Annotated in this window: 15 protein-coding genes; 9 read left to right on the top strand and 6 right to left on the bottom strand. The window is 65.8% G+C overall.

Annotation, left to right across the window (positions count from 1 at the left end; all coding sequences use genetic code 11):
* The first annotated feature begins 115 nt into the window (after nt 1-115).
* Nucleotides 116-454 carry a DUF6616 family protein gene (locus tag ACFX59_RS17370; RefSeq protein WP_387434162.1) on the top strand — a complete coding sequence of 113 codons (339 nt, stop codon included), beginning with the start codon at nt 116-118 and terminating at the stop codon, nt 452-454.
* Nucleotides 455-516: 62 nt separating this feature from the next.
* On the opposite strand, the gene ACFX59_RS17365 is transcribed toward ACFX59_RS17370, so the two are convergent.
* Both ACFX59_RS17365 and ACFX59_RS17360 read right to left on the bottom strand, forming a co-directional pair.
* Nucleotides 517-912 carry an NUDIX domain-containing protein gene (locus ACFX59_RS17365; RefSeq protein ID WP_387434160.1) on the bottom strand — a complete coding sequence of 132 codons (396 nt, stop codon included), beginning with the start codon at nt 910-912 and terminating at the stop codon, nt 517-519.
* Between the two features lie 90 nt (nt 913-1002).
* Entirely contained in the window at nt 1003-1464 is a 462-nt protein-coding gene (locus ACFX59_RS17360; RefSeq protein ID WP_387434158.1) for an SAM-dependent methyltransferase, read from the bottom strand.
* Between the two features lie 980 nt (nt 1465-2444).
* On the opposite strand from ACFX59_RS17360, the gene ACFX59_RS17355 reads away from it, so the two are divergent.
* The gene (locus tag ACFX59_RS17355) at nt 2445-3083 is read left to right on the top strand and encodes a hypothetical protein (protein WP_387434156.1); all 639 of its coding nucleotides are present in this window, start codon (nt 2445-2447) and stop codon (nt 3081-3083) included.
* Nucleotides 3084-3123: 40 nt separating this feature from the next.
* Here the strand turns inward: ACFX59_RS17355 and rtcR are convergent, their stop codons facing one another.
* Nucleotides 3124-4716 carry an RNA repair transcriptional activator RtcR gene (gene rtcR, locus ACFX59_RS17350; protein ID WP_387434153.1) on the bottom strand — a complete coding sequence of 531 codons (1593 nt, stop codon included), beginning with the start codon at nt 4714-4716 and terminating at the stop codon, nt 3124-3126.
* A gap of 257 nt (nt 4717-4973) precedes the next feature.
* Between rtcR and ACFX59_RS17345 the strand changes: the two genes are divergently transcribed.
* From ACFX59_RS17345 to ACFX59_RS17335, 3 genes are all read left to right on the top strand, one after another.
* Nucleotides 4974-6200 carry an RtcB family protein gene (locus ACFX59_RS17345; protein WP_387434150.1) on the top strand — a complete coding sequence of 409 codons (1227 nt, stop codon included), beginning with the start codon at nt 4974-4976 and terminating at the stop codon, nt 6198-6200.
* Between the two features lie 96 nt (nt 6201-6296).
* Nucleotides 6297-7310, top strand: a complete 1014-nt coding sequence (gene rtcA / locus ACFX59_RS17340) for an RNA 3'-terminal phosphate cyclase (protein WP_387434148.1) — start codon at nt 6297-6299, stop codon at nt 7308-7310.
* A gap of 255 nt (nt 7311-7565) precedes the next feature.
* On the top strand, nt 7566-9527 hold the full coding sequence (locus ACFX59_RS17335) for an AAA family ATPase (RefSeq protein WP_387434146.1): 1962 nt from the start codon (nt 7566-7568) through the stop codon (nt 9525-9527).
* Nucleotides 9528-9566: 39 nt separating this feature from the next.
* On the opposite strand, the gene ACFX59_RS17330 is transcribed toward ACFX59_RS17335, so the two are convergent.
* The 3 genes from ACFX59_RS17330 to ACFX59_RS17320 form a co-directional block, all read right to left on the bottom strand.
* Nucleotides 9567-10232, bottom strand: a complete 666-nt coding sequence (locus ACFX59_RS17330) for a hypothetical protein (protein WP_387434144.1) — start codon at nt 10230-10232, stop codon at nt 9567-9569.
* A 26-nt stretch (nt 10233-10258) separates the two neighbouring features.
* Nucleotides 10259-11350, bottom strand: coding sequence for a hypothetical protein (locus ACFX59_RS17325; RefSeq protein ID WP_387434142.1), 1092 nt, complete (start codon nt 11348-11350; stop codon nt 10259-10261).
* Between the two features lie 108 nt (nt 11351-11458).
* Entirely contained in the window at nt 11459-12505 is a 1047-nt protein-coding gene (locus ACFX59_RS17320) for a S8 family serine peptidase (protein ID WP_387434140.1), read from the bottom strand.
* Nucleotides 12506-12704: 199 nt separating this feature from the next.
* On the opposite strand from ACFX59_RS17320, the gene ACFX59_RS17315 reads away from it, so the two are divergent.
* The 4 genes from ACFX59_RS17315 to ACFX59_RS17300 all read left to right on the top strand — a co-directional run bounded on the left by ACFX59_RS17315 (nt 12705) and on the right by ACFX59_RS17300 (nt 15904).
* A complete protein-coding gene (locus tag ACFX59_RS17315; RefSeq protein ID WP_387434138.1) occupies nt 12705-13868 on the top strand; it encodes an IS110 family transposase in 1164 nt (387 codons plus the stop codon).
* 601 nt (nt 13869-14469) lie between these two features.
* Nucleotides 14470-14778: a hypothetical protein gene (locus ACFX59_RS17310; RefSeq protein WP_387434135.1), complete on the top strand. Its 309-nt coding sequence runs from the start codon at nt 14470-14472 to the stop codon at nt 14776-14778.
* Nucleotides 14779-14841: 63 nt separating this feature from the next.
* Entirely contained in the window at nt 14842-15360 is a 519-nt protein-coding gene (locus tag ACFX59_RS17305) for a hypothetical protein (RefSeq protein ID WP_387434133.1), read from the top strand.
* 55 nt (nt 15361-15415) lie between these two features.
* The gene (locus ACFX59_RS17300) at nt 15416-15904 is read left to right on the top strand and encodes a hypothetical protein (RefSeq protein ID WP_387434131.1); all 489 of its coding nucleotides are present in this window, start codon (nt 15416-15418) and stop codon (nt 15902-15904) included.
* Nucleotides 15905-16026 lie beyond the last annotated feature (122 nt).

Below are 16026 nucleotides of genomic sequence, written 5' to 3'. Positions count from 1 at the left end.
ACCAGTGTCTGCCACAGTGCTGCACCTGTGGCTTGCGCATCACCTCGTCAGCAAGGCGGGGAACACCGGACGCTTACGTTCGATCAATCGCCCTCACTGACGAAGAAGCCATTCCGTGACGCATCATCTGACCGAACTCTATTCGCCCAAGCCAGCATGGCTCGCCCTCGATCAGCTCGACCGACAGCGCTTCTTCGAGAAAATCGGTGCCGGCATGGCCGCGCTGTCGGTGATCAGTGTGGAAGCGATCGCGTTCAGCGAGGCTGAGGCCGCGGTCGTTCACGCCCCGTCACACCGCTTCTTCGCCCTGTGGCGGGCACCCGACGCCTCGGCGATCGAGGCACTGGTGCACAGCATCGCCGCGTCGGGCTGGCACGACTATTTCGAGACGGTCAACGTTACCGGCTCGGGCGTGGGCATCAATGACCATCTCGCCCAGCTGGCCGCACTGTAGCGCGGTGAGATTTAGCCTGCGTCGTTCCCATTGGATCGAGTTTCGGGAAGGAGGGGTAACGGCTACGATCGGCAGCATAACGATGCGAACATTGCTCGGTAGAGCGGGGTGGCGAGGTTCGGAAGGTGCTCGGCTTCACCCAATCCGAACCATCGAATCTTCACATGCTCGTCGTTTTGAAGCGACGGTTCTCCTTCCCACAATGACACGGAATAGACGTGCAGGACGGACGGATGTGAACCGCTGCCGATGTTCAGTGTGCCAAGGGGATCGCCGGCGACACATTCCACGCCGATTTCCTCGATCAACTCGCGGCAAAGAGCCGCCCATGCCGTCTCGCCGCTTTCGATGTGCCCCCCGATGATGTCCCAGTCACCGGCGAATGATTTGTGCGCGGCCCTCAGCCCAAGCAGGACCTCACCGTTTCGCACGAGCATTGCGCCGACCACATCCGCCATCAAAGCCTCCAGCGTCCGGCATCACGTCGCTTATGGCACAGCGTTCGTTATGGGAAAGCCGTCGCGCGGGGATCGGAAAACGGGATCAGGTCACCAGTAGGCTGCCATCAGTTCGGATACCCATTCCGGCTGTCGAACCTCACCGCGAGGCAGGAACTCACGCATTACCGGCTTGATGTCGATCACGGGCGTTCCGTCGATCGCGTCTAACCCCTCGACGTTCAGCCGCGAACCTTCCACGCTCAACACGCGGCAGACGGTCACGCCGAGCCGATTGGGGCGGTTCTTGCCCCGTTGCGCAAAGATGCCGGTGAGCGGCCAATCTTCACGGCCTCTCGGGTGACGTGCGCCACGCTCGATCTTCTCTTCGGGCACACGATCGAACAGGAAGATGATCTCGACGTGGCTGAACGCATCCAACCCCGCCAGCGCGTCGGCCCCGACCTGCGTTGCGTCCAGCTCGATCGTGGTCCGGGTGTTTCCCCAATCGTCGTCGACGGGATCAGGGCGGCCGCCCCGGACATAGCCTATGGGTTCTATCGTGAATGTCATCCCCACCTCCGATCGGTCGCCGTCATTGCCACGATCTGGCCGCGCTGGGGAGTGCGGATAATTGCCCGAATGGGATGGTCATTTAGGAAAGCGATGAAGGCGGCTGACGCAAGCGATCCGTGGAAATGGGCGGCACCGGTATTGGCGTAAGTGTCCGGCTACGCTCGGTTACACCCTTCCACGTCTATTTTTGACAGTAACCTCGGGGTTGTAGGGGCCGGCTTTCTTCCGCTTGTTCCGCACTGACACGATCACGATTGCGAGCGCAGCCGGGACAATGACGAGCTGTAGATTTTGAAATATGCCCTTCCCGGGAACGAAACTGCCCCACCAAAGCAGGCTCCCGATAAACAGCCCGAGGATGATCCCGACACTCATATTCCACGGCTTCATTCGGGCAGCATCGTCCATGTGGGCCATGGGAGCAAGTAGGCGCTGCCGAACGGGTGCCTCGTGCTTCAGCGCTCAACGGCGCTGGCCGGACGCTTACTGACCAAATACACCAAGGCGTCGCGGTAGCAGAGGCATCTATGGCGGTCACATTGAGGTTGCAGAAGGTGACGGAGGCTGATCCGGAACGCGGCTGGGCACCGGCTGAGTTCTACGACATCGTGGCTGGCGGCGAAGTGGTCGGCTCAATCCAAGCGACCCATGCCCCAAGCGAATGCGCCTGCGGTACCGGAACCCGTGCCGCCTGCGACCGTGCCATCTTCGGCAGCAGGCAAGCCTAACTCGGCGGTGCCTGTCGTGGAGCGAAGTAAGCGCGGCGAAAGGCGTAATGCGATCCCGCCCCGTCTGAGCAAAGGGCCGAGCGATATAGACTTTCCCCCCGGTTTCCCGCCCCATGGACGAGGGGCCGGGCGCTAGGCGAGCGCCCGAAGCAGAAGGAGAGAAGGAGGAGTGCGCCTAGGCGGCTGTACCGTCAGGGTGAAAAAGAAGGCAACGCGTGTGCAGCCCACGCCGCCGGAGTGACAAAGACAATGAAGACCAAGAATGCGGCTGTGGTGCCGTGGCACAGCCCGGCCGAGGTCATGGACATGATCTATGACGTGCGCGAACCCGGCTGTGAGGCCGTCGGCTATGCGCTGCTGCGCCCGCGATCCCGGCAGAGCGTCAACCACGTCATGGCGGTGTTCGGCAGCAAGCTGGCGCCGTTCAAACCGGAAGCCGATGCGCCGCGGACACCGTGCGGCTTGCCCGTCACAGCCCGCGACCATCGACTGATCCTGGCGCAGGGGGCGCCCGATACCCCGCTGTGGCGGCTGTTGGAGGATTATGATGCGAACGTCCGGCCGCATCAGCGGCTGCTCGCCGCGATCCTGACCATCAAAGGCGAGTATGACATGCCTTCGCATGACCTGCTCGACATGGCGTCGGCCTATGCGGCTGTTCATCTGGCGGGCGGTCGTCGCCTGTCGACGATGGCGGTGCTGCACGTGCCTGGCGACGGCCTCAGCGCCGCCCGGCAGCATGTCCACCTCTGCGTATTGGCGCGGCAGCACCTGCCGAGCGGATGGGCCGGCGAGCATCCCGATCTCGTCGACACGGCCCATCAACTTTGGGCGGATGAGATCAGCGCCTTCCGCACGGGATGGAGCAGGATCACGGCGGCGGCCTGAGCGGCGCGGGGCGGTATCGGCCGCCCCGTGCCCTACAGGGTCAGCGATCGCCCATCACGTCGGTCCAGCTCAGATCGAACCGCGCCAGATATTTGCGCAGGCGATCGGCGTCGTTGGTCGAGGTGCGCTGGCGGCGAGAGGCGGCGAACAGGGTTCGTCCGGCGTCGGACAAGGAGCGGCTGGCCCGACACGTCGCAACGACATGCGCCAGTTGGACCCGATCGAACGGGTCCAGCGCCTCCAATTGATCGGCCGACAGTAGCCCGGCCAGTGCATCGGGCGCGTCCGCCCCGCCCGTCCAAAGGCGCTTGAGCCGCGCGATCTCGGCGGTGACGCAGTCGACGTTGATCCGTCCCGACGGACTGAAGGTCGCCATGCGGGTGACGCTGGCGGCGAGGTCGCGGAAGTTGCCCGGCCAGCGCGCCTCGGCACTGGTCGCGAAGCCGAGATAGTGGTCGCGCGCTTCCTTGTTGAAGGTGATGCGGTCGCCCTCGCGCTCGGCATGACGGTCGAGTTCATAGTCGAGATTGGGCGCGATATCCTCGCGGCGCTCGGCAAGGCCGGGCAGCGCGAACGTCCAGAGATTGAGCCGCGCATACAGGTCATCGCGGAACGTCCCCGCCGCCACGCAGGCGGCAAGATCGCGGTTGGTGCCGGCGATCAGTTGGAAGTCGCTATCGACTTCGCGATCGGCGCCCACCGGCAGGAACCGTTTGTCCTCGATCGCACGCAGGATCATCGCCTGTTCGTCAAGGCCGAGTTCGCCGATCTCGTCGAGGAACAGCACGCCGGTGTCCGCCGTGCGCAGCAGCCCGGCACGGTCCGCAGCGGCGCCGGTGAAGGCGCCCTTGCGGTGGCCGAATAGGGCCGACATCGCGCTGTCACCCTTCAGCGTCGCACAGTTCACCTCGACCAGCGGCCCCTTCACCTGTCGCTTGACCCGCTTCAGTTCGTAGATGCGCCGGGCGAGCTGGCTCTTGCCCGCGCCGGTCGGACCCATCAGCAGCAAGGGTGCGCGGCTGCGGACCGCGACCTGCTCGATCTCGTCGATCATCGCGTTGAAGGCGGCGTTGCGCGTGTCGATGCCCGATTTCAGGAAGCTGGTGCTCTCGGCGCTGTCGGCGGCGAAGCGCGTGGCGATGCTGTCGTAGCGCGACAGGTCAAGGTCGATGATGTTCCACGTCCCCGCCGCCCCGCCAGACCCACGGGCAGGCTGTGTCTGAAGCAGGCGACCCGGCAGATAATGTGCCTCGGTCAGCAGGAACAGGCAGATCTGCGCGACGTGCGTGCCGGTCGTGATGTGAACGAGATAGTCTTCCGCATCGGGATCGAACGGATAGGCCCGCGCGAAGTCGAGCAGCTTTCCATAGACCTCCTCGAAGTCCCATGGGTCGGCGAAGTCCATCACCTGCATCTCGACCCGCGTTTCCGGCGACACCGAGGCGATGTCGAGCGCCACGAACGCGGCGAGGCGCGCATGCTGGGTCCCGTGGATCAGGACGAGTCGATCGACCCGCAGGTCTTCGTGCATGATGAGGCCGACCGTCGGCCGCCATCGGTTCCACCGCCCGGCGTCGAACTTAGCGGCATCGAGCGTCGAGCCAAGGAATCCGATAGCGACAGTGGGTTTCATGGTGATACGTTAGGATAAACTACGATCCATGTCGATCGTAACAGCTTGAAGTGTGCATCAATCCGCTCATAATCAAAGTGTCGGGAAAATCGTTAATTGCTAGGAAGATAGGCAAGATTTTCGACTGTCGCGCGGTATTTGGCACGCTCCTCGCAAAGCCCTGTTCGTCGGATCGCATGGTATTGAACGGTCCGACACGCGGCAGAGGCGGCCGGAATAGGCCGGCCGCCTCAAAGGTAAGTCCGAGGAGTTAGATAATGACCGCCACCGCTTACGAATACACCGACGTCCCCGGCGGCGTGCCGATCAAGGCCTGGACGCGGGGCGTTCCCGTTGAGGACGGCGCGCGGGCGCAATTGGCGCGGGCGGCGCAGATGCCGTTCATCTTCAAGCATGTCGCTGCCATGCCCGACGTCCATATCGGTATCGGCGCGACCGTGGGGTCGGTGATCCCGACCAAGGGCGCTGTGATCCCGGCGGCGGTCGGGGTCGACATCGGCTGCGGCATGATGGCGGCGCGGACCTCGCTGATGGCGAGCGATCTGCCCGACCATCTGGAGGGCGTCCGCTCGGCGATCGAGCAGGCGGTGCCGCACGGTCGCAGCGTCGGGCGTGGCAAGCGCGACAATGGCAGTTGGGGCAGCCCGCCGCCCGCGATCGTCTCGGCCTGGGCGACGCTTGTTCAGCGGTTCGATCGGATCTGCGAGAAGCACCCGCGGCTCAAGAACACGAACAACCTCGTGCATCTGGGGACGCTGGGCACCGGCAACCACTTTATCGAGCTGTGCCTCGACGAAGAGGCGCGGGTGTGGGTGATGCTGCACTCCGGCTCGCGTGGCGTCGGCAACGCGATCGGCACCTTCTTCATCGAGCTGGCCAAGCAGGACATGCGCAAATGGCACCTGAACCTGCCCGATGAGGATCTGGCGTACTTTCCGGAAGGGACCGACCATTTCGACGATTATGTCGAGGCGGTCGGCTGGGCGCAGGATTATGCGGCGCTCAACCGGCGGATGATGATGACCAACGTCATCGCCGCGATGCGCAAGGTCATCGCCAAGCCGTTCGAGGCGGAGTTGGAGGCGGTCAATTGCCACCACAATTACGTCACGCGCGAAAACCACTTCGGCGAGAATGTGCTCGTGACCCGCAAGGGTGCGGTAAGGGCGGCGAAGGGCGTGATGGGGATCATCCCCGGATCGATGGGCGCCAAGTCGTTCATCGTCCGCGGGCTGGGCAACCCGGACTCTTTCGACAGCTGCTCGCACGGCGCTGGCCGGGTGATGAGCCGGACGGCGGCCAAGAAGCTGGTGACGCTCGACGAGCATATCGCCGACACCGCCGGCGTAGAATGCCGCAAGGACGAGGGCGTGATCGACGAGACGCCCAAGGCCTATAAGCCGATCGAAGCTGTGATGGCCGCCCAGGCCGATCTGGTTGAGATCGTCCACACGTTGAAACAGGTGGTGTGCGTCAAAGGGTGAAGCGGGAGGTAGCGACAGGCCGGGGGCCTGTTGCCCCGCTTCACCGGCCGCCAAGGCGGCCGTGGACGACGCACATCATTGGTCAGAGTGAATATCATGATCGAGATTGATGGCAGCGAGGGCGAAGGCGGCGGACAGGTCGTACGCAATGCCTGTGCGCTGTCGCTTGTTACCGGGGAGCCGGTCCGTATCACCAACGTCCGCGCCAAGCGATCGAAGCCGGGACTGATGCGCCAGCACGTCACCGCGATCGAGGCGGCGTGCGCGATCGGCAGCGCGACGTGCGAGGGGCTGGTCGTCGGATCGTCCGACCTGACCTTTCATCCCGGCCGGTTGACGGCCGGCGACTATCGCTTTTCGGTTGGAACGGCGGGGTCGACGGGGCTGGTGTTGCAGACGGTGCTGATGCCGCTGCTGCTCGCCAACGGTCCGTCGCGGCTAGCGCTGGAGGGCGGCACCCATAACATGCTGGCTCCGCCGTTCGAGTTCATCGAGCGCTGCTTCCTTCCGATCGTCCGGCGAATGGGCGGGCGGGTCGAGGCTCGGCTGGTCCGGCATGGCTTCTACCCGCGTGGCGGCGGGCGGATCGAGGTGGATATCACCCCCGGTCCGCTCCAGCCGATCGAATGCCTGACGCGCGGCGAGGCGGTCGGCGTCTCGGCTTGCGCCTTGTTCGCCGGATTGCCCATGTCGATTGCCGAACGGGAAATCGCCGTTGTCCGCAAGGCGTTCGACTGGCCGGAGCGCGAATGCTTCATGCGCGAACTGCCGGTAGATCAGGGGCCGGGCAACATCCTGCTACTGGAGGCGAAGTTCGAGCATGTCACCGAGGTCGTCAGCGGCTTTGCGCAATTGGGTGTGACGGCGGAGCGGGTCGCGAAGACGGCGGTGGGGCGGATGCACGGATATCTGGCGTGCGAGGCTTTTGCCGGACCGTATCTCGCCGACCAGTTGCTGTTGCCGATGGCCTTGGCGGGCGGCGGCGTGTTTACCACCGTCAAGCCGAGCGAGCATGCTCGTACGGCGGCGACGGTGATCGAGCGCTTCACCGGGCGACGCACCCGGTTCGAGCAGCAGGCGGGAGGGGCGCATGCCGTGACGATCGGCTGACGGATTGCGAGCGTAACGACTTTCTGCTATCTGCCCAGCGAGCCCGTACCAACCGGCGGGCCATACGGAGACATGCTGTGTTCGACCTTGCCGCCTATTGCGGTGCACGGGTCGGCGGTCTCCGGCCTTTCGCGTAAACGTCCCACGACGTTGGCGGCGGGCCGGCATCCGCCCCCGCCGCACCTCACCCTTTCGACAGGAATGACGTCGACGCGCGCGCTTGCGCCGTCGGCCTGAGAGACGCGTGGATACCACATGGACGAACTGGATATCGTCCGGGGCCTGATGCTCCGGACGGCGGGCGCATTGCCCGCGACGGCACCGCTCGCCAGGGCGCTGCTGGAATGGGCGGAGCCGCATCGGCCCTGGCTGCTGCCCGACGTAGAAGGCGAATGGAACTGGGAAGGCTTACTCGCCGGTCTGGCTGCCCCGCGTGGGGAATCGGTGCGGGCGGAGGCGCTCGAACTCGCGGGTACGCTGGCGCGGTTGCTGGGATTGTCGCCGATCGATGCGGCGCTGCTGCGCCTGATGGTCGCGTGCGACCGATTGCCGCGCGTCGGTGCCTTGGCGCGATTGCTCAGCCGTCACGGGCATGACCTGCCGCAACTCCTCGGCGAGATGGCCGGGGCGGGTGCGGAGGATGCGGACCGCGCGGCGCGGCGGGGTGCGGTCACGCGGCTGGGCCTGGCCTGCTTCACGGCAACCCGTGAGGGTGAGGCGGATGTCGAGATCCGCTGGACCTTGCAACGTCTGCTCGACCGGGCTCCGGCGAGCGAAGAGGCGATGCTCGATACGCTGGTCGGTCGGCGGCAGACGGCCACGCTGGGGCTCGACGCCTTTGCGCATGTAAAATCGATCGACTTCCTCGTCCGCCTGCTTCGCGGTGCGCTGGGCGAGGCGGCGGCGGGTATCAACATCCTGATCTACGGCCCGCCCGGCACCGGCAAGACCGAACTCGCGCGTACGCTGGCGGCGGCGGCAGGCGCGGTGCTGCACGGCGTCGGCGAGGCGGACGAAGACGGCGAGGAACCGCGTCGATGGGAGCGCGTCGCGGCGCTCGCCCTAGCGCAGCGCCTGCTCGGCGGGCGGGAGCCGGCGGTGCTGCTGTTCGACGAGATGGAGGACCTGATCGGCGATGCCAGTCCGTCCGCGGGCGGCGACTGGTTCAGTCGGCGCGAGGGAAGCAAGGTCTTCGTCAACCGGCTGCTGGAGGCCAACCCGGTGCCGGTGATCTGGACGACCAACGCGATCGGCAATGTCGATGCGGCGATCCTGCGGCGGATGAGCTTCGTGCTGCGGCTCGACCTGCCGTCGCGTGCGGCGGCAGCGGCGATGCTCGACCGGGTGGCACGTGAGGAGCTGGTGACGCCCGGTCCTGCCTTCGCCACGTTGCTCGACGCCGCACCAGAGGCAGCGACGGTTCTGCGGATGGCGGCGCGTGCGGGTAAACTGGCCGGTGAAGAAGATGGCGGCATCGTCGCGGCCGAGGCGCTGGTCCGGGCACTGCGGGGTGGCACGCTGCCACCGCCCGGCCCGGCGGCGTTCGACCTCGACCTGTTTGAAACCGATCGGCCGGTCGATCGCCTGTTCGCGGCCATGGCAGATGGTGGCGGGGCAAGCGATGTGTCGCTGCTACTGACGGGTCCGCCGGGCACCGGCAAGACCGCCTTCGCGCATCATCTGGCACGGGCGCTCGACCGGCCGCTGCTGGTCAAGCGTGCATCCGACCTGCTGTCCAAATGGGTCGGCGAGACCGAGGCGCAGATCGCCGACGCCTTTGCCGAGGCGCGGCGGCGGGAGGCCGTGCTGTTGTTCGACGAGGCGGACTCGCTGCTGTTCGACCGCAGTACGGCGCGAACCAGTTGGGAAGTGGGACAGGTCAATGAACTGCTGACGTGGCTCGACCTGCATCCGTTGCCGGTCGTCGCGGCGACCAATCACGAGGCGGGGCTGGACCCGGCGACATTGCGGCGGTTCGTCTTCAAGCTGCGGCTGAAACCGCTCGGGGCAGAGCGCGCCGCCGCCGCCTTCCTGCGTTTTTTCGGAGAGCCCGCCCCGGCATGCCTTGGCATGGTAGAGGGGCTGACTCCCGGCGACTTCGCGGTGGTCGCGCGCCAGTTGCGTCACTGGCCAGCGGCGGATGCGCTGGAACTGGTTGAACGGCTGCGCGCGGAGGTAGCCGTGAAGCCTGGCCAATCGGTGCGACTTGGCTTTTGATTCTATGGGCGGGGTGGCCGCTGCCACCCCGTTTGATCGTCAGAACGCGGCCCGGTCTGTCTTGGGCGCCCGCGCCAGTACGGCGGCCTCGAACGCCTGCTTGAGGCGGCGATCCGCATCGGTGCCCGCTTCCAGGATGATGGAATTGCTGCCCATGCCGGTGCTGCCCCGCAGCGTCGGCCACACCGTATCGAGCTCGCCGCCGGTATAGGTCATACCGCAGATCTTTACCGCCTGCGGCGCGCACCAGTACCAGGTAAGTCCCTGATCCTTCACCGCATCGGGCTTGCCGTATCTGGCGGAGAGCTGTGCCTTCATCGCCGGTTCGCCCATCGCGGTACCTGGGATGGTGACCTCAACGCGCGACACGCTATCGCCCCCGGCGTTTTGGGCGAACTGGATGTCGGCACGCTCCTGGTGTGGTCCCATGGCAATGATTTCGGCGATCCCGGCATAGGTTGGATTGGGTGCCGCCAGGCCTTTACGGTTTCCGACCTCGACCGCGACGCGCTGCGCGAAGGATTCGGTCTTGCGCGTCTCGGTCACCTTGTACCCGGCCTGCTGCAGGGCCGCCTTGACCTGCTGCGGCGTGTCGCCGAGCCGAATGCCGGCCACTTCCAGGGTGGCCGGATCGGCGGCATAGGCGGGCGTGGTGAAAGCTATCAGCCCAGCGGCAACCGCCGCGAATATCATTCTGTCGTACATGGCTATGTCCTTGTGGTGATGCTGGATTAGCGGAGGGTCAGGCTGAGAAAGCCGGCGGTGTCCTGCGCGCCGGCGACGTGCCCGGCATCGAAGGCGTGGGCGACGCCGAGCCGCAGCGAGGAAGTCGGCGACAGCGCGGCCGACCAGCCGAGCTCGACATCCATCTCGCGTGCGGTCGGGGTCAGGTCGACGGTGGTGAGGCGGGTGGCGAGCGCGCCGGTCATCAGGTCATAGGCGACGGGCGCCTCGACCACGGCACGGGCACGTTCCAGCCGGAGCGGCGATGACAGTCCGAATGTGACGGTACCGCCGCCGAGGCGATGCGCCGCGTCGAGCGCGAACGCCGTCCCGGTCATCGGCCCGGTAAAGCGCAGCGTGTCCGATCCACCATCGACCCGGGTGGTGGCGGCCGTGGCTTGTGCCGACAGCAGCATGCCTGCAATGCTGCGACTGGCGGTCAGCGTGGCCAGGGTCGTCCGGCTGCCGGACAGGGCAAAGGTGGCAGGACCGCGCAGGCCCAGCACTTGGCCACGCTCGGTCAGATCCGACAGCTCAACACCAAGCCCCAGCGGCGTTGCGAAACTGACTCTGCGCAAAGCAGAGCGGCCGTCGTGCGACGCGCCGGAAGCAAAGCCCGCCGACCAGCCGCCGCCGCTCCACGACGATGACGTGCCGACCGGTCCAGCGACGACACCGCGCAGGGCAGAACCGGCGATGCCCGCACCTTGCCCGATCGCGTCATTGGCGCTGAAGCTCACCATATGGCCTGCAGCAGGCGAGAAGGCGAAGGTGGCCGGTCGGTTGGAGCGCGCTGCGGCCCACGGTCCCGTGGCGGCGGAGGCGAACCCCAGTTTCATGTCGTTGGCCGTGGTGGCCAGCCACGGTGGATCGATCGTCCCCAGCATCGCACCCGCCAGCAATCCCGAACTCCGAACCCGTGGGCCGGCGGTGCCAGTCATGGCGAAGTCGCGGCCATAGCGGTCGAACACCGTCATGTGGGTGACGGTATCGGCTAGTTGGCCACCGCCACCGAACGGACCGGAGAGGCTAAGTGAAGAATAGCGCGCCAGCACCATGTCGGCGGCGGCGAAAGCACTGGTGGGCGCCTGTGCCTTCATCGCGGCCTCGACGTTGAGCAAACCGGCGCCGAAGATCTGGTCTGCACCCTTGTCGCCGAGGTCGGTCGCGGTATCGAGCAGGATCCGCGAGATCGCCTTGCCGCCGAGTTACGGCCAGTATTGCTTGAGCAGCGCGGCGGCCCCGGCGATGGCCGGCGCGGCGAAGCTGTTGCCGGTTACGGTGGTCAGTTGCCCGTCCTTGCCGACGACGCTGACGTCCACCGCCACGACCGCCAGCGTGCGGTCGGCAAGATCGCCGGGCAGGCCATTGCCGCTGGGCGGTCGCAGCGAGCTGTCGACACGGATGCCGAACAGGAAATTGTCCCTGTTCTCCAAATTGGTGCCGACAAGGTTGCGGGTGATCGTGCCGGGTGCGGCGCTTTTATCGTCGATGAAGTTGGAGACGGACTGCACGAGCAGCCGGTCGGCCTTGACGACGCCGTCCATCGCGTTGCGTTGGTCGGTCGCCGCCTGACCGGCTGCCCCGCCGTTCAGGCTCAGCGAGATGACAAACGCGCCTTTCTCCACCGCATAGGCAATCGCCGGGGCGACATTCATCGGATTAGCGCTGTCCGCCTCCTTGATGACGGAGGTGGCGGTGACGTTCTCGAGATCGGGCGCGGCGATCTTGAGGGCGAGCAGTGTGGCGTCATAGGCGACGCCGTGCATGCCGTTCCCGTTCCTGGCGGCCAGCGCGACCGAGGCGACCTCGGTGCCATGACCTTGCACATCGTCGAGCGGGAAGGTGACCGTCTCCGGCGCGCAGGTGGCGCAACGCGCGATCTTATTTTCGAACGCCTTGCTGTCGGGCGAGATACGGCCGGCGAACTCGGCGCTGCTGGTGGCGATGCCAGTGTCGATGACCGCGATGGTCACGCCCTTGCCGGTGATGCCCTTGTCATAGGCATAGGCCGCTTTCGCACCGACCACCGCGCCGGACGCCTTGTACTCTGCGCTATCCGCAGCGCTGGGCGGCGGGGTCGGTGTGGGGGACGGCGTCGGTGCCGGGCTGGGCGTCGGGGCAGGCGTCGGCAATGAACCGGACGAAGCGACGCCACCACCTCCACCGCCACAGGCCGCAAGCAGCATGGCTGCCGAAATCACCGATGATGTCTGAAAAGCTTTCCGCCATTGGCGGCCAAGTCCCGCAACCATACGCACCCCCGTGTCGGGCGATGCATCGGCTTCCCCAGCCGGCGGCACCGCCCCGTGAAACGAGGCGATGCCGGCCCGTGAGCCGGGGATTGGAAACCTGCAAAGAGACAGGCGCGGATGCTTGTGGGTTAGCTGCTGCCCAGGCGACGGCGAGAGGCGTATCCTTTTTCGGTCAACGGTGACGGGAAAGGAGCAGGTCATGTCGAAGAAGATCGTGGCGCCGGCCTATGTCGCGGCGATGGCGCGGGCGGAGGTGGATCCGGCGTCAGCGCGGTTCTGGGTGGGGCTAGACATCGGGTTCAAGAGCACGGCGGTGTGCGTCGTGGATGTCGATGGTGCGGTGGTCCACCAGGTGTCGATGAAGAGCCATGCGACCGAGATCGGCCGCTATCTGCGCCGCAACTTCAAGTCGCACGTGACGCTGATCGGCATGGAGACGGGCGGCCTGTCGCCGCACCTGGCGGGCAAACTGCGTGAGCAGGGCTTCCAGGTGGCGGTGCTCGATGCGCTGCAGGTCCACCGGGTATTGTCGGTGAAGCGCAACAAGACCGACACCAACGACGCGCGCGGCATCGCCGAGATCACGCGCAGCGGCCGCCACTATCTGACCGAGGTCTACGTCAAGTCGAACCTGTGCTTCGAGGTCCGGGCGTCGCTGATCATGCGCGACCGCCTGGTCAAGCAGCGGCGCGAGACCGAGGCGATGATCCGCGGGCTGGTCCGGGTCTATGGCGGGCGGATCGAACCCGGCAGCGACAGCCCGGCGACGTTCCGCGAACGGGCCATCGACCAGCTGTGCCTCATCGCCGACACCGAAGCCGTCGACCTGCGGCCGCGGATCATCCCGCTCCTCGACCTGTGCGAGCGCTTCTACATCGAGGCCGGGCGGATCGAGCGCGAACTCGACCTGCTCGCCGCGTCCAATCCGGTGTGCAAGCGGTTCATGGAGATCCCCGGCATCGGCACGATCACGGCGCTGTCCTTCTACAGCGCGATCGAGGACCCGACGCGGTTCCGGCATGTCGACGATGTCGCGGCCTATCTGGGCCTGACCCCGCGCGTCTACCAGTCGGGCGAGAGCCTGACACATGGCGGGATCAGCAAGATGGGCAACCAGCTGACCCGCACCCATCTGGTCGGCGCGGCGACCGTCATGCTGGCGAACACCAAGTCGTTCAGCACGCTGAAGGACTGGGGAATGAAGCTCAGCAAGCGCGTCGGCTTCAACAAGGCCAAGGTCGCGCTCGCCCGCAAGCTGGCGATCGTGATGTTCAGCCTGTGGCGCGACGGCACTCACTTCATGGCCAAGGCTGCCGATGTGGGGCCGCACCGCGACCTGATGCAGGCGCGCGCGACCGCATAGACAATTCCAGGTTCACACCAGGTTCGTCCGCACAAGAGCGGCGAAACCGTCCTCCCGGGAGGCGGAGGGACAGGAGACTTCGGGCCTAAAGGTGAGGTGGCGACAACCTCGTGACGCTTGTTGAAGCTCCACCCTTTGCATGTGAATGCCCATACTGCGGCAGGCGACAGGCCCAACGGCCATGCCACGCGCCCGACCGCGAAGAGACTGTTGCACTCCGGGAGTGATGACCGGTGATCTTGCAAACATCCGCGAAGGAGCAGATCATGAGGTAGCTTAAAGAAGTCGGGATATCCCTCACACCGAGGGGCAGCAGCTAGAGACTTTAAGCCGAAGCTCTGGACATACGCACCCGCTCCCCGGCCGAAATCTCTTTCGACCGGGCGTACGGCTCTCTTTGACGAGGTTTCCACGCCTCGGTCCGCCTGCTGGCGAACGGCATGGGTGTAGGCCGAACCCGTTAACGAACCAAGTCTCGTTGTGCAGGATGGACGTCAGGTTGCTGCATCATGGGCAAGCTGGGCGGCTTCTGACTCCACAATCCGCCGTATTTCGAGATGTTTACCCTCTCCAGCAGCGACAATCTGCTGGAGGAAAGAAAATGAAGCGCCGCCGCTCGCCCTTGGTGTTCCGCCTGAGCGCCGTTCTGCTGCTGACCGCCCTGATCGCTGGGCAATGGTGGCAGCGCCAGCCCGCCGGCAGCATCGCCGGCTGGGTGCCCGCCATGGCCGAAGTCTATTGCCCGGCTGCCGCCATTCACCGGTCCGGCACCATCGGCGACAGCGCGCGGACACTTGATAGCTGGGTCTATGCCGTCATCGGCAACGCCATCTTTCGCGATGGCCGCGATCGCTGCCGCGTGAGGAAGGGACAATCGGCCGGAGCCGAGCGAAGCCCTGACGAGAAATGAAAATCGAAGGGGCCTGATCCGGACCAGCCGGTCCGGGGATCACGCTTGTCCTGCAAAGGCTCCATGTCCCCCATGATCCACGATGTTTTGCCGACCGCCTCGGTCGCGTTGATGAACTATGTCCTCGGCGAACTCCGCTGCGACGAACCGGCGCCGCTCTTCGGCAACTCCGGCCTGCCCGGGGCGGTCGAATGCCTCGACCATAACGTCATCATCGCGATGACCCCCGTCACCGAGCCGTTGTTCGATCAGGCGCTGCTGCGCTGTGCAGCGACGCGCCGTCGCGACACGCTCTTGATTCGGCACGGTTTCCACCCGGAGACCATCGACCCGGTCCGCGTCGATGTCGCGCTGCGCTCGATCACCGGCCCGCTGCTGCTCACCGACCTCAACTTTTTTCGCGACCGTGATCAGGGCCTGCATCTGGTGCCCGCTCGTGGCGGGCTGTCGGTGAAGCTCGGCCGTCACGGCGTCGAGATCGGCACCCGGTTGCCCTGGAACTGCCTGTGGGACCGCGCTGCCGGGCTCGAGAGCGCCGCCGCCCAGATCGTGCGTGCGTGCCGGAGCGAGAACCAGGGTTGAGATGAACGACATGATGAACGGCCCCGATGCGGGGATGAAACAAGGAGATAGAATGATGACCGCCACGACCTTCGAAGCCGCCGTCACCCGCGCCATCGTCAAGCTGCTGCTCGGCAACCGTAAGCTCAAGCCCGGCGTCTTCATCACCGGTGGCGATCCGCTCGGGATCGAGGACAAGATCGAGATGGGCCGCCATGCCGTGGAAACCAGTTCCGATCTGCTGCACCTTGAATTCCGCAAACGTCCGACCCCGGCGCTGATCGACATCGCGCTGTTTCTGCCGCGCGATGGCCGCTGCCACATCCAGAGCGGCTGCCGCCTGTGGCTGTCGAAGGCGGGCCGCCGCGGGCTGATCCTGCCGCAGGCCCATGTGCGTGGCCATTTTCGCCTCGCGCCGCGCGAGATCGTGCACATCGACGGCAAGCCCGCCGACGATCTGAGCGAGGGCGTCGAACGTGCCAGCGCCTGGCTGGCCCGGCAGGTCATGCGGCCGGACATCCAATATGACGCCGCGCAGTGCACGCTGTGGGCGCAGGCCGCCTGACTGATCCGGGGCGAGCTCTATCACCCTATACGGACGAGCCAGCGAATTCGGACAGCCGCGGGTATATTTTCGCCGTCTGTGTCCGAATACGCCGTCTTGCCCGTATAGGGTATGAGAAAGTC

Origin of the sequence: Sphingomonas sp. NCPPB 2930 (assembly GCF_042867205.1) — a bacterium.
GTDB lineage: Bacteria > Pseudomonadota > Alphaproteobacteria > Sphingomonadales > Sphingomonadaceae > Sphingomonas.
The sequence above is the reverse complement of the archived record's forward strand: the minus strand, read 5'-3'. Positions and strand labels throughout refer to the sequence as shown.